A 13,470-nucleotide genomic window follows, 5' to 3' on the forward strand; every position below is an offset into this window, starting at 1 on the left:
GGCGATGCGATCTGGCAGACATACCCCCACAACGCATCCAAACCAAAAATCGCCAGCAAGCTGGCTCCTACGCAAACAGCGCTGCCACCCACTCCGTAGGAGCCCGCTTGCGGGCGATGCGATGGGCGGCTTACCGCAACAACGCGTCAGGACCACCATTCGCCGCGCGGTCGCGCGGCGTTCTTTCTTCAGGCAAAAGAAAGCGCCCGTCTCGTGACCGATGACGGGCGCTGGTTCATTGCATGCGTATCGCTCAGTCGCCGATGCCGCCTACTTTCCAGATGTCCTTGGCGTACTCGCGGATGGTGCGGTCGGAGGAGAACCAGCCGGTACGTGCGGTGTTGAGCACCGCCGCCTGCCACCAGCGGTCCGGGGTGCGCCAGAGCATGTCGACCTTGCGCTGCGCGTCCCAGTAGGCCTGGAAATCGGCACACACCAGGAAGCGGTCGTGAGCCAGCAGGCCATCGATCAGGCCAACATAGCGACCGGGATCGTCCGGCGAGAACACCCCGGAGCGAATCGCTTCCAGGGCGCCGGCCAGGCGCTCGGAGGCGGCCACTTCGGCGCTCATGTTCAGGTCACGACGCGAACGCGCCGCCACCTGCTGAGCGGTCATGCCGAAGATGAACATGTTCTCGCGACCGATCTGCTCGGACATCTCCACGTTGGCGCCATCCAGGGTACCGATGGTCAGTGCACCGTTGAGGGCGAACTTCATGTTGCTGGTACCGGACGCTTCCAGCCCCGCCGTGGAAATCTGTTCGGACAGGTCGGCTGCCGGGATGATCACCTCGGCCAGGCTGACGTTGTAGTTGGGGATGAACACCACCTTGAGCAAGCCGCGCAGGGTCGGATCGACGTTGATGGTGCGGCTTATGTCGTTGGCCAGTTTGATGATCAGCTTGGCCTGGTGATAGCTGGCCGCGGCCTTGCCGGCAAAGATCTTCACCCGTGGCGCCCAGTCGGTGGCCGGGTCGTTGCGCATCGCCTGGTACAGCGCCACGGTGTGCAGCAGGTTGAGCAGTTGCCGCTTGTACTCGTGGATGCGTTTGACCTGCACGTCGAAGATCGCCTGGGTGTCCAGGCTGATACCCATACGCTCGCGAACCAACTCGGCGAGCTCGCGCTTGGCGTGCTGGCGCTGAGCGGCGAACTGCTTGCGGAACGATGCCTTGGCCGCGAACGGCTCGAGCTTGCGCAGGGTGGCTTCCGGGTTATCGAGCAGTTCATCACCCACCGCGCCGACCAGCAGCTCGGTCAGTTGCGGGTTGGACTGATACAGCCAGCGGCGGAAGGTCACGCCGTTGGTCTTGTTGTTGATGCGCTCGGGGTACAGGCGATGGAAGTCGCTGAATACGCTTTTGCGCATCAGATTGGTGTGCAGTGACGACACCCCGTTGATGCTGTGCGAGCCCAGGAATGCCAGGTTGCCCATGCGCACGCGACGACCGTTGTCTTCGTCGATCAACGAGATGGAGCGCAGCAGCTCGAAGTCATGGATCTCCTTGGCCCGCAGCGAATCGATGTGATACGCATTGATCAGGTAGATGATCTGCATGTGCCGCGGCAGCAGGCGCTCCATCAGCGATACCGGCCAGGACTCCAGCGCTTCGGGCAGCAGGGTGTGGTTGGTATAGGACAGCGTGGCGACGGTCAGCTTCCAGGCCTCGAACCATTCCAGGCGATACACGTCGACGAGCAGGCGCATCAGCTCGGCGACGGCAATCGCCGGGTGGGTGTCGTTGAGCTGGATGGCGACGCGGTCGGGCAACGAGTGAATGTCGAGGTTCAGCTCCAGATGCCGGGCGATCAGATCCTGCAGCGAGGCGGACACGAAGAAGAATTCCTGACGCAGGCGCAACTCCTGCCCTGCCTCGGTGCTGTCCGCGGGGTAGAGAACCCGGGAGATGCTCTCGGCCTTGACCACATCGGCTACCGCGCCGAAATGGTCACCGGCGTTGAAGCGTTCCAGCTTGAGGTCTTCCTCGGCGCGGGCCCGCCACAGGCGCAGGGTGTTGACGCTGGAATGGCGCCAGCCGACCACGGGGGTGTCATAGGCGATGGCGCGAATCTGTTCGTTGGGCAGCCATTCGTGGCGAGGCACTTCGCCGGAGCCGGCGAGGTTGGCAACGCTGCCGCCGAAACCGATGCGGTAGCTCACTTCCGGGCGCTCGAACTCCCAGGGGTTGCCGAAGTCCAGCCAGGTTTCGGTGTGCTCCTGCTGCCAGCCATCGACCACCACCTGGCGAAACAGGCCGTGCTCGTAGCGAATGCCGTAACCATGGGCGGCGATGTTCAGCGACGCCATGCTTTCCATGAAGCACGCGGCCAGGCGGCCAAGGCCACCGTTGCCCAGGGCCGCATCGGGCTCCATGTCGCGGATCTGCTCGAAATCCACACCCAGTTGCGAGAGCGCCTCGCGAGCGGTGTCGAGCAGGCCGAGATTGCTGAGGTTGTCGACCAGCAGACGGCCGATCAAGAACTCCAGCGAGAGGTAATAGACCCGCTTCTGGTCCTGGCGGTCGACCTGCAACGAGGCGTCTTCCCAGTGATCGACCAAGTGATCACGGGCTGCCAGCGCAACGGCCTCGAACCAGTCGTGGTCGAAAGCATTGCCCGGGTCCTTGCCGACCGCATACCTGAGCTTGGCCAGGATCAGTTGTTTGAAAGTTTCGACGTGGTCTGTTGCTTTCGCTGCTTCCTCGGCCATCACAGGTTCACTCCCTGAATCAGTTATAGACGTGACCGTTGTGGCCCTCATCGGCACCGCGGTTGGCGGCGAACAACATGGAGTCGGCGGTTGGTGCGTTCTTCAGGCCTTCGTAGGTGATGCCACCGGCGCGTGCCTGCAGGAAGGCTTTCTTGGCTTCCCACAGCGCTTCTTCGCGAATGCCGTCGAGCAGGTCGTGGCCGGTCAGGGTCAGGCCATTGGCGATGGCGACTGGCGCACCGTTCCACGGGTGATGCTGGGAACACTCGATGAGATTGGCCTGGCACATCAGATGAATATGATAGCTGACGGCTTCAGCGGAGTGCTGGCCGACGTCCTGCGGGTAGAAATGATGCCCGGTCTCCAGTGCCTCGATCTGCAGCAGCAGCTCACGGATCAGTTCCCAATCTCGTTTCATCGTCGATCTCCTCATGAATTTGTCGGTGGCTGGTCAGGCGCATTCCAGAGCCCTGCCCCAAAGTCCTTAGCAATGAGTACCCCACGTGCGACAGAGTTCAATCCATAGATGCATTTGCCGACGACCATTCATCCGTCGTCATGAACTCGCCTCGCGCGCCGCGTTTCACAACGCTACTGGCCGCGCGCCGGTCTCTGCTCCATCAAGCGCGAGGAGACGCCCATGCCAAGCGGAAGCAAAGACAAGTACACCGTAGCCCAGAAACGCAAAGCTGCAGCGATCGAAGCCACTTATGAGCAACGCGGCGTGCCCACGGACGAAGCCCGCGCTCGCGCCTGGGCGACCGTGAACAAGCAATCCGGTGGTGGTGAACGCCTTGGCGGATCCGGGCGTGGCACCAGCTCCCAGGCCAAAGCCAGGGCCCGCCAGGACTCGGCTCAACGCGCTGCGGCCACGCGCCGCGGCGAGGTGCACCCTGATCGGCCGCTGGAAAGCCAGAGCAAGCAGGAACTGCTGCATCTGGCCCGCGCCCGACAGATAAGCGGCCGCTCGACCATGCGCAAGGCGCAGCTGATCAGCGCCCTGAAGAAAGCCTCTTGATACGCGACCCCCTCGAACGGAGTAGCACATGACCGAACACACCAAGCACGATAGCGCGATCAACCTGGCGCCCATGGAACGGGTGATTTCCATTGCCGGTGGGGTGATGCTGATACGCAAGGGGCTTGCCGTACGCGGCGTCTTCGGCCTAGTGGACATCGCTGCAGGCGCGCTGGGCCTGTTTCGCGGAGTGACCGGTATCTGCCCGGCGAAGCGGCGCATGGCCGCCTCAAGAAAGCCGGCAGACACGGTGAAGCGGCTACCCGCGCCGCAGCGCCTGCTGGGTCAGGGTTGATCTGACGGACGTGCCAGCGGGTGCGTCCGCGTCGAGCTGCGCAGGGCCGTCAGCGGTACGAACAGATCATCGCCAGGAACTGGTTTTCCGTGCTGGTGCCGTGGGGTGCGGCTTCGTCCCAGAGCAGCAGTTCGCCGTTGTAGTAGGCGAAATACAGGGCGCCCGGCTGCTCGTCGCGGCTGGCGAAGCCGCACACCGCCAGGTCATCGCCAGCACGGCTGGCAGCGGTACCGAACAGGGAGTCGAAGCTGATGCCACGCGGGTCGATCGCCGTGAACAGGCTGGCCTTGGCCGCCTCGGTGTCGGCATCGGACGGGGTCACCATGACACGCGTCGGGTTGATCTTGCCCGTCACGGGTACTTGCGGCGCCGGTGGCCTGGTGTGGCTGCAACCCGCCAGTATCAGCGCCGCGGCGAGGCCGGCCATCGAGGTTTTCATGCGTTTCACTCCCGTGAAATTCAATCGGGCTGCCCAGCACGCATGCCCCATGTTGCAGGACGCTGGTCAGCGACGCGGCATTGTATGACGGATACAGGGCAGCTCGTCTGCGCTGGGTCACGCAAACAACTGGTATAGGTGCTGCGGGCGCGATAAATTGCGCCAACCGCCCTGCCCCCTCATTCCGGAGCTTTCATGACCACCGACGACACCTGCGCTGATCTGCTGCTCGACAACCAGGTGTGCTTCGCCCTGCATTCGACCTCCCTGGCGATGACCAAGGTCTACAAGCCGCTGCTCAAGAAGCTCGGGCTGACCTACCCGCAGTACCTGGCCATGCTGGTGCTGTGGGAACGTGACGGCATCACCGTGGGCGAGATCAGCGCTCGCCTGCTGACCGACCCGGGGTCGCTCACGCCATTGCTCAAGCGTCTGGAGGCCGAGGGTCTGATCACCCGCACGCGCAGCAGCAGCGACGAGCGCGTGGTGCACCTGCAGCTCACCGACAAGGGCCGTACCCTGCACGCCGAGGCTCGGCAGATTCCCGGCTGCATCCTCAACGCCAGTGCCCAGACCGCCAAACGCCTGACAAGCCTCACCGCCGAACTCACGGCACTGCGCAAGCAGTTGCAGGAAAGCCTCTGATAGCAACGGCTCGATTGCCGCCACAGGCCTACACTAAGGCTCGCCTGCTCGGCCACGAACCGAGGCTTTCGAGCCCGATACGGCAAGCCGTGAAAAATACCTTGCGCACTAACTAAATCAGGAATAGAGTCCACTCCAAGCAAATAGCTTGCGCACAATTCTTTACCACGCAAAATACAACCCACGAACAGAGGATTCCAACATGTCTATCGAAACCGTTGCCTACCGCGCCTACGCTGAAGCCACTGGCGGTCGTGAAGGCCGTGCCATTTCCTCCGACGGCGTACTCGATGTCGCTCTCACCACACCGAAGGAGCTGGGCGGCGCTGGCGGCCAGGGCACCAACCCGGAGCAGCTGTTCGCGGCTGGCTACTCGGCCTGCTTCCTGGGTGCGATCAAGTTCGTGGGTGCCCGTGACAAGCACAAGGTCTCGCCGGACAGCTGGATCGAAGGGATTGTCGGCATCGGCGCAGTGCCTACCGGTTTCGCCATCGAGGTGGAACTGAAGATCACCCTGCCGGGCCTGGACCGTGAAGAAGCCCAGGCGCTGATCGACAAGGCGCACATCGTGTGCCCTTACTCGAATGCCACCCAGGGCAACATCGACGTCACTCTGACGCTGGTCGAGTGATCGCCCGCTGACGGCATGCCGCTCGACGACAACGCCCCGGATCATTCCGGGGCGTTGTCGTTTCAGGCGGCACGGCTCTGCAAGTGCTGGATCGCCCCGCTGCGCCAGGCGCTGTCCAGCACCTCCTGCAGCAAGGGCGTGCGAAAGTAGCGATCCAGATCGGCTGAAGAGCGCCAGCTGCTGCGCAGTTGCCAGCGTTGCCGGTCCTGCTGCAGTTCGAAAGCAACGCAGCCCTCCAGGCCACGCAGCGGTTCCAGCAGGTCTCGCAGGTAGCCGCCCAACTCTTCGCAGCGGCCAGGTGGAGCATCGAGCACGGTGGAATCAGGGGGCGGCGCCGAACACTGGCGCCGCCCCTTCCAGGACGCCACTGAAAACCGGGGTGGTTTTTAGCGGTAACCTTCAGTGGATGCTTGCCGTGGGGCGCACCACCAGTTCGCTGACGTCGACGTCCGCTGGCTGCTCGATGGCATACGCCACGGCGCGGGCGATGGCGTCGGGGCGGATGGCGATCTTGCGGAACTCGCGCATGGCCTCACGGGCGCCCTCGTCGGAAATGCTCTCGGCCAGCTCGGACTCGACCACGCCGGGGGAGACCAGGGTGACGCGGATGTCGCCACCCACTTCCTGGCGCAGACCATCGCTGATCGCCCGAACCGCATATTTGGTGGCGCAATACACCGCAGCGGTTGGCGATACGCGATAGGCACCGATGGATGCCACGTTGATGATCTGCCCGCTACGCTGCCCCTGCATCAACGGCAGCACGGCGGCGATGCCGTGCAGCACACCGCGAATATTGACGTCGATCATGCGGTTCCACTCGTCGAGCTTGAGCGCCTCGATCATCGACAGCGGCATTACCCCGGCATTGTTGATCAGCACGTCGACGCGACCGTATTCGGTCAGCGCGGCATCCACGAAGGCCTGGACGTCAGCGGCGTCGGTGACGTCGAGGCGGCGGGCAATGGCCTGGCCACCAGCCGCGCCGATCTCTTCGACCAGTTGCTGCAAGCGCTCGACACGGCGTGCGCCGAGCACCACCCGAGCGCCCTTCTCTGCCAGCAGACGGGCGCAGCCTTCGCCGATTCCGCTGCTGGCGCCAGTGATCAGTACGACTTTTTCTTGGATATTGGACATGACGAGATCCTCTGGTGAGTGCGGCTCACTGCGCCGCGATAGGTCCAGAGATTAAGGATCAGGGCGATTTGGCGTTAGTCGATTACTGGAACATTCTTGCCTGATTCTGCTTGATGCGGTTTTGGTTTCATCGCGTCTCGCCCATGAGTGCTGGCGCCCCTACAGGAAATTGCCTATTCCTCTCTTATGCTTGCCCATTCCTGTGGAGTGCGACTGCCGCGCAGGACGTCTGGGCAAATCCCGGATAATCTGCGCCCAGACTCAGGAGTGACCCCATGATGCAACCCGATCAGCTCGATGAACTGGCCGCCCGGCAACTCGAACTTGCCAGTCTGATCAAGCGCAAGACGCCCTCGGAAGGCATGCACGATACCCTCATCGAGGGTTTGAGCCTCGCCTACACGGCAGCGCCCAGCCTGCCGATGCCGACGCTCTACCGACCCTGCCTGTGCATCATCGCCCAGGGCCGCAAGGAGATCCGTCTCGGTGCGGAACAGTACTTCTACGACCCGCTGAACTACCTGGTGGCCTCGGTAACCCTGCCGGTCACCGGTCAGGTCGTCGAGGCGACGCCGGAAGTGCCGTACCTGAGCCTGAAACTGGACATCGACCCGGCGATGATCAGCAGCCTGCTCGCCGAAGCCGGCCCCATCGGCCTGCCCAACCCCGGCGCCAACCGTGCCCTGTTCGTCGACCGCCTGGATCCGTCGATGCTCGACGCGGTGATCCGCCTGCTGCGCCTGCTCGATACCCCGCGCGATGCCGCCATGCTGGCGCCGCTGGCGCTGCGCGAGATCTTCTATCGCCTGCTGCGCAGCCCCCAGGGTCAACGCCTGCGCGAACTGGTGATGGCGGACAGCCAGAGCCATCGCATCGCCCGGGCGATCGAATGGATCAACCAGCATTACGACAAACCGCTGCGCATCGAAGAGCTGGCCCGTGAAGTCAACCTCAGCGCCTCGACCCTGCACCACCGTTTCAAGGCAGTCACCGCCCTGAGCCCGCTGCAGTACCAGAAGCAGCTGCGCCTGCAGGAAGCGCGCAGGCTGATGTTCAGCGAAGGCCTGGAAGCGGCGTCGGCCAGCTTCCGCGTCGGCTATGAAAGCCCGTCCCAGTTCAGCCGTGAATACAGCCGCCTGTTCGGCGCGCCCCCCCTGCGCGACATGCACAGGCTGCGCAACGCGGGCTGATCGCAGACCCGAAAGAGCGCGTCACCGATCGGGGTCGGTGACGCGCTTTTTTACATCTGCCGCCAAGAACCCTCGCCCCCTAGAACCTTTGCGTAAGGGTTGCGGTAACACTGCGCTCCTCACCTAGGTAGCAGGCCACTGCCGAATAGCAGGAAGCCACGTAGTACTCATCGGTAAGGTTGTTGGCGGTGAGTCGCAGCGAGGTTCCGCGTAGCCCGACCTGGGTCAGGTCATAGCCGACGGATGCATCGAACAGGGTGTAGGACGGCACCTCGAAGTCGTTCAGCTCGCTGCCCTTGCTCTTGCCCACGTAACGCGCACCGGCGCCAACCGTAACGCCGGCGAGCGCCCCGGCGGTGAAGCTGTAGTCCGCCCACAGCGTGGCCATCCGCTCGGGGGTCTGCGGTGGGTTGTTGCCGTTGGCATCCACCACGCCCGTGCCGCTGTTGACGAAATAGGACTTGCTGTAGGAGACGTCCGCGTAGGTGTAGCTGGCCATCAGTTGCAGGTTGTCGATGGGCCGGAAACGCGCCTCGAGTTCAACGCCTTTGGACTCGATCCCGCCCACGCCCTTGTAGAAGCTGTCGGTGATCAGGCTGTTTTCCTTGGCGTAGAGGTTTTCCATTTCCAGATTGAAGAACGACAGGGTGTAGAGGTCGTCGGTGCCGGGCGGCTGGAACTTGATACCGGCCTCCCACTGCTCGCCGGTGGTGGGGTCGAGAATCTGCGCACCGCTGGAGTAGTTGGACGTCGGGTTGAACGAGGTCGAATAGCTGACGTAGGGCGACACGCCATTGTCGAAGGCATAGAGCACACCGGCATGGCCGCTGAGTTTCTCGCCCTGGCTGTCGTTCTGGCCGGCGATTTCGTCGTCGATGGAAACGTCGTACCAGTCCTGACGCAGGCCGACGGACAGGTTCCAGTTGTCGATTCCGACCAGATCCTGCAGGTACAGACCGGTCTGCTTCTGGCGCCGCAGCGCATCGCTCACCGGGGTGATGGCGGTCAGGCCATTGGTGTAGTAGACCGGGTCGAACACGTCGATGGGCGTGACCGAGCCCGGCGGCTGCAGTATCGAGTTGTCACGCTGGCTGGCGATCTTGTTCTTCGAGTACTGATAATCCAGCCCCAGCACCACGGTGTGCTGGGCGGCACCGGTGGCGAACTCGGCCTGCATCATGTTATCGACGATCCAGGCGTGCAAACGCTCCTGGCCAACGCTGTAACCACGGTACAGTTCGTTGCTGGTATCGCTCAGGTAACCCGAGCCCCAGATCTGGCTGTTCGCTACCCGCGCATCCAGGTATCGAAAATTCTGCCGGGTGCTCCAGGTGTCGTTGAAACGATGCTCCAGCTCGTAACCGACCATCTGCTGAGTGCGGGTGAACTCCTCGACGGCAGGATCGCCCTCGAAGAAGCTGCTGGAGATGCGCTGACCATTGCGTTTGTGCAGAGTACCGGAGGCCGGCAGGCTGCCGTGGTAGCCACCGTTGGGGTCGTCCTGCAGGTAGGCGTAGAGGGTCATGAAGGTGTCTTCACTGAGGTTCAGCGCCAGGCTGGGCATTAGTGCATAGCGGGTTTCGGTGACGTGGTCGGCCTGGGAGTCGGCATCCCTGGCCAGCCCGACGACGCGATAGGCGATGTTCTCGTTCAACGGCCCGGTGACGTCGAAACCCAGCGACTTGCGGTTGTTGTTGCCGTAGGAAACATCCATCCGCCCAGCCTGGGTGAACTCGGGCCGCTTGGTGCTGATGGCCGCCAGACCGCCTGGGTTGCTGCGGCCGTAGAGCACGGAGGATGGCCCCTTGAGCACGTCGATACGCTCGATGAAGTACGGGTCGATCTGCAGGCTGCTGTAGGAGCCAGGATCACCCATGGACTTCAGGCCATCGATGATGATGTTGTCCACCGCGCCGTCGTTGATCCCGCGAATCGCCAAATAGTCGTAGCGGTGCGTGTTGCCATAGGGGTTGGTGAGCACGCCCGGGGTGTAGCGCATCGCATCGGCAGCGCTGGCGGCGCCCTGCTTCTCGATCTGCTCGCGGGTGACCACCGAAACGCTCTGCGAGGTTTTCAGCAACTCCTTGCTGGTCTTGGTCGACACGCTGCTGTGGGTGGCGTTGTAGCCGTCCATGCTGCCCAGCGCATTGCCGAGGGCAAAGGCACGGATGGCGGTGCTCTCCAGCTCGACGGAACCAGCGTCGGCCTGGCGGGCGGCCTGCAGCGAGTAGCCGCCATTACCGTCCGCCGTGGCCTGCAGGCCACTGCCCTGCAGCAGGCGGGAGAAGCCCTCGTCGATGCCGAACTCGCCCTGCAGTCCCGGGCTCTGCTTGCCTTCGGTAAGGCGTGCATCCACCGACAGCAGGACACCCGTCTCGGCCGCGAAACGGCTCAGTGCCGCCGACAGCGGGCCAGTGGGAATCTGATAGTTGCGCGCGCTCTGCTGGTAGCTATCAGCCTCGACGACCTGAGCATGACCAAGCAGCGGCGACAAGGCCGCCAGCGTCAGCGTGGCAAGGCGAATTGACCGCCGCAGAGCGCTCGGCGAAAAACGGGGATTCGAGTACATGGGACTTCCTCATTGCAGGGGCCGCGCATGACACGCAAGGGCCGGATGCACTGAAGCCAAGCGAAAATGAAAAAGGGGAACCGCTGATTTGAATTTTTTTGCCAATAGCGCGAAAACGGCGCATTGCCCGAAATCTTCAACCCTGTAGCGGCTCGAGCGTCACCCACCACGGCAGGCGGCGGTTGACCCGTATCGGCAGGCTGCCCTGCAACGCATCGAGAATGCGCTGCGTGTCGCCCAGTGGATAGGCGCCGACCAGCCGCAGGTCGGCAACCCGTGGGTCACAGGCGAGATAGCCAGGTACGTGCTCGGCGAGTTCTTCGATGAAGTCGCCCAACCGGCGGTTATCGGCCAGCAGTACACCCCGGCTCCAGGCCTCGCGGGCACGCTCCACCGGCTCCCCCGCGGCAATGCCATCAGGGCCGATACGCACTTGATTGCCTGCCTGCAGGACCAGCGGCGCACCGCCGCTGCCAGGCTCGATGCGCACCGCCCCATCGAAGACGCTGAGCAGGGTGAAGCCATGGCCCTCACGCACGCCGAAGCGGGTACCCAGCGCCTGCAGGCGCCCGTGCACGGCATGCACCAGCAGCGGACGCGGATCCTCAGCGGTCTCGATCAGCACCTCGCCCTGAAACAGTCGCAACAGGCGGGTCGACGCACTGTAGTCGACATCCACCGCAGTGCGGCTGCTCAGCCACAGGTGGGTACCATCGGCCAGGCGCGTGGCGCGGATCTCCCCGGTAGCGGTTCGCTCACTGGCGACCCAGGCGCGCCACGGACGCCCCTGCCCCGCCACCGTCAGCATGCCCGCTGCCCCCAGCAACGCGAACAGGCCGAGCACCTGACGGCGACTTCGACCCGTGCTGCGCAGCGCCTGGCCGGCAGCCTGGCGGCGGGTATCGGTGGGCAGCCGGGTGAACTGGCCGCTGATCGCTTCGACCCGCTGCCAGGCCGCCGCATGCTCGGGGCGCGCTGCCAGCCACTGCCGCCAGGCCTGTTGATGATGGTCGCTGACGGGTGGGTCGGCCAGCACCGCGAACCACTCGGCCGCCTCCTGCAGGGTATGGTGATCGGCGTTCATCGCTCAGCTCTCCACCAGCAACAGGCACTGCAGCATGGCCTGGGCCATGTACTTCTTCACCATGCGCTCGGACACCTGCAGGCGCAGGGCGATGGCGGCGTAGGTCAGGCCTTCCAGTTGCGAGAGCAGAAAAGCCTCGCGCACCTTGCCCGGCAGGCGCAGAAGCATGGCGTCGATGGCCAGCAGGGTTTCGATGATCAGTTCGGCCGCTTCCGGCGAGGGCGCATGCTGTTCCGGCTGCAACGCCAGGGCTTCGAGGTAGGCACGCTCGATCGCCTGGCGCCGCCAGTGATTGACCAGCAGCGAGTGGGCGATGGTCGACAGATAGGCCCGAGGCTCACGCAACGCCGGCAGCTCGCGTTCCTTGCTGAGCACGCGCAGGAAGGTGTCTTGCGCCAGATCCGCGGCATTCTCGGCGCAGCCCAGCCGCCTGCGTAGCCAGCCGTTCAACCAGCTGCTGTGCTCGCGATACAACTGTTGCAGGGACTGCTGAGAGGAAACAAGCGACATCGAGCACACCATCACCGCACCTGGACGAGGCATGAATGGTAATGCTTCTCAGAAGCGAATTACAGGGATTCGTAGGCTGCTGATCCGCAGCCTGGGCTGAGCATAGCGATACCCAGGCTACTGCGGCTCAGATGCTGATCGGCCGACGGCCGGCCAGGGCGTGAGCCAGGGTGCCGCCATCCACCAGTTCCAGTTCACCACCGAGCGGCATGCCGTGGGCGATGCGCGACGCTACCAGCCCTTTACCGGCCAACAGCTGGGCGATGTAGTGGGCGGTCGCTTCGCCTTCCACGGTCGGGTTGGTGGCCAGGATCACTTCGCTGAACTGGCCTGCCTCGATGCGCTGCAACAGCTCGGGGATACCGATGGCCTCGGGACCCAGCCCGTCGAGCGGCGACAGGTGCCCCTTGAGCACGAAATAACGACCGCGAAAGCCGGTGTGCTCCACGGCGTATACGTCCATCGGCCCTTCGACCACGCACAGCAGGCTGTCGTCCCGACGCGGGTCGAGACAGATCTGGCAGACCTCGTCTTCACTGAGGCTGCGGCACGATTTGCAGTAACCGACCCCCTCCATGGCCTGGTTCAGCGCCTGGGCCAGCCGTACGGCGCCGTTGCGGTCGCGCTCGAGCAACTGCAGGGCCATGCGCTGGGCAGTCTTCTGGCCGACACCGGGCAGGATGCGCAGGGAATCGATCAGTTGGCGGATCAGGGGGCTGAAGCTCATGGCGCGGATGCTCGACGATGAAAGCGGAGAGGTTTGACGGCATAGCGCCGGTACGGACGCTTCGAGGCGAAAGCGGCCATTGACGCAGTATCCGTGGGAGCGGGCCATGCCCGCGATTTTTCGCGCGTATGGCCCGCCCCCACAGCCGTAGGGTGGGCTTCAGCCCACCAGGATCGACTGCTTTAGAACGGCATCTTGAAGCCGGGCGGCAGCTGCATGCCGGAGGTCATGCCGGACATCTTGTCCTGGCTATTGGCTTCGATCTTGCGCACGGCGTCGTTGACGGCAGCGGCGATCAGGTCTTCGAGGATTTCCTTGTCTTCCTGCATCAGGCTGTCGTCGAGGCTGACGCGTTTGACGTCATGACGACCGGTCATCACCACGCTGACCAGACCGGCGCCGGACTGACCGGTTACCTCGGCGTTGGCCAACTCTTCCTGCATCTTCTGCATTTTTTCCTGCATCTGCTGTGCCTGCTTCATCAGGCCGGCCATGCCACCTTTCATCATGATGTT

General features: G+C 63.7%; 15 protein-coding genes. 5 read left to right on the forward strand and 10 right to left on the reverse strand.

The window, feature by feature from the left end:
- Positions 1-253 precede the first annotated feature (253 nt).
- Together ACT9T4_RS24730 and ACT9T4_RS24735 are read right to left on the reverse strand one after the other, a co-directional pair.
- The gene (locus ACT9T4_RS24730; protein WP_042555672.1) at positions 254-2,710 is read right to left on the reverse strand and encodes a glycogen/starch/alpha-glucan phosphorylase; all 2,457 of its coding nucleotides are present in this window, start codon (positions 2,708-2,710) and stop codon (positions 254-256) included.
- A 19-nt stretch (positions 2,711-2,729) separates the two neighbouring features.
- Positions 2,730-3,128 (reverse strand): DUF2513 domain-containing protein, encoded by a 399-nt coding sequence (locus tag ACT9T4_RS24735; RefSeq protein WP_052493848.1) that lies wholly within the window; start codon positions 3,126-3,128, stop codon positions 2,730-2,732.
- Between the two features lie 222 nt (positions 3,129-3,350).
- Here ACT9T4_RS24735 and ACT9T4_RS24740 point away from each other — a divergent pair, with 222 nt between their 5' ends.
- Together ACT9T4_RS24740 and ACT9T4_RS24745 are read left to right on the forward strand one after the other, a co-directional pair.
- On the forward strand, positions 3,351-3,728 hold the full coding sequence (locus ACT9T4_RS24740) for a Rho termination factor N-terminal domain-containing protein (protein ID WP_179538555.1): 378 nt from the start codon (positions 3,351-3,353) through the stop codon (positions 3,726-3,728).
- A 28-nt stretch (positions 3,729-3,756) separates the two neighbouring features.
- A complete protein-coding gene (locus tag ACT9T4_RS24745; RefSeq protein ID WP_179538556.1) occupies positions 3,757-4,023 on the forward strand; it encodes a YgaP family membrane protein in 267 nt (88 codons plus the stop codon).
- Positions 4,024-4,072: 49 nt separating this feature from the next.
- Here ACT9T4_RS24745 and ACT9T4_RS24750 read toward each other — a convergent pair whose 3' ends face one another.
- Positions 4,073-4,462: a hypothetical protein gene (locus tag ACT9T4_RS24750; RefSeq protein ID WP_499119464.1), complete on the reverse strand. Its 390-nt coding sequence runs from the start codon at positions 4,460-4,462 to the stop codon at positions 4,073-4,075.
- A 195-nt stretch (positions 4,463-4,657) separates the two neighbouring features.
- Here ACT9T4_RS24750 and ACT9T4_RS24755 point away from each other — a divergent pair, with 195 nt between their 5' ends.
- Together ACT9T4_RS24755 and ACT9T4_RS24760 are read left to right on the forward strand one after the other, a co-directional pair.
- Complete coding sequence (locus ACT9T4_RS24755) at positions 4,658-5,107, forward strand: MarR family winged helix-turn-helix transcriptional regulator (protein WP_499119466.1); 450 nt, start codon at positions 4,658-4,660, stop codon at positions 5,105-5,107.
- Between the two features lie 202 nt (positions 5,108-5,309).
- Positions 5,310-5,738, forward strand: a complete 429-nt coding sequence (locus ACT9T4_RS24760) for an organic hydroperoxide resistance protein (protein ID WP_042555667.1) — start codon at positions 5,310-5,312, stop codon at positions 5,736-5,738.
- Positions 5,739-5,800: 62 nt separating this feature from the next.
- Here the strand turns inward: ACT9T4_RS24760 and ACT9T4_RS24765 are convergent, their stop codons facing one another.
- Positions 5,801-6,052 carry a putative quinol monooxygenase gene (locus ACT9T4_RS24765; RefSeq protein ID WP_499119467.1) on the reverse strand — a complete coding sequence of 84 codons (252 nt, stop codon included), beginning with the start codon at positions 6,050-6,052 and terminating at the stop codon, positions 5,801-5,803.
- A gap of 85 nt (positions 6,053-6,137) precedes the next feature.
- The gene (locus tag ACT9T4_RS24770; RefSeq protein WP_042555665.1) at positions 6,138-6,875 is read right to left on the reverse strand and encodes an SDR family oxidoreductase; all 738 of its coding nucleotides are present in this window, start codon (positions 6,873-6,875) and stop codon (positions 6,138-6,140) included.
- Between the two features lie 278 nt (positions 6,876-7,153).
- On the opposite strand from ACT9T4_RS24770, the gene ACT9T4_RS24775 reads away from it, so the two are divergent.
- Positions 7,154-8,065: an AraC family transcriptional regulator gene (locus ACT9T4_RS24775; RefSeq protein ID WP_082045876.1), complete on the forward strand. Its 912-nt coding sequence runs from the start codon at positions 7,154-7,156 to the stop codon at positions 8,063-8,065.
- A gap of 79 nt (positions 8,066-8,144) precedes the next feature.
- On the opposite strand, the gene ACT9T4_RS24780 is transcribed toward ACT9T4_RS24775, so the two are convergent.
- The 5 genes from ACT9T4_RS24780 to ACT9T4_RS24800 all read right to left on the reverse strand — a co-directional run bounded on the left by ACT9T4_RS24780 (position 8,145) and on the right by ACT9T4_RS24800 (position 13,464).
- On the reverse strand, positions 8,145-10,634 hold the full coding sequence (locus ACT9T4_RS24780) for a TonB-dependent siderophore receptor (protein ID WP_499119469.1): 2,490 nt from the start codon (positions 10,632-10,634) through the stop codon (positions 8,145-8,147).
- Positions 10,635-10,770: 136 nt separating this feature from the next.
- Entirely contained in the window at positions 10,771-11,718 is a 948-nt protein-coding gene (locus ACT9T4_RS24785; protein ID WP_499119471.1) for a FecR domain-containing protein, read from the reverse strand.
- Between the two features lie 3 nt (positions 11,719-11,721).
- Positions 11,722-12,228, reverse strand: coding sequence for a sigma-70 family RNA polymerase sigma factor (locus ACT9T4_RS24790; RefSeq protein ID WP_499119473.1), 507 nt, complete (start codon positions 12,226-12,228; stop codon positions 11,722-11,724).
- 127 nt (positions 12,229-12,355) lie between these two features.
- Positions 12,356-12,955, reverse strand: coding sequence for a recombination mediator RecR (gene recR, locus ACT9T4_RS24795; protein ID WP_042555661.1), 600 nt, complete (start codon positions 12,953-12,955; stop codon positions 12,356-12,358).
- A gap of 182 nt (positions 12,956-13,137) precedes the next feature.
- The gene (locus ACT9T4_RS24800; RefSeq protein WP_042555660.1) at positions 13,138-13,464 is read right to left on the reverse strand and encodes a YbaB/EbfC family nucleoid-associated protein; all 327 of its coding nucleotides are present in this window, start codon (positions 13,462-13,464) and stop codon (positions 13,138-13,140) included.
- Positions 13,465-13,470: the final 6 nt, after the last annotated feature.

The sequence above is a fragment of the Pseudomonas sp. SZ40 genome (genome assembly GCF_052958135.1).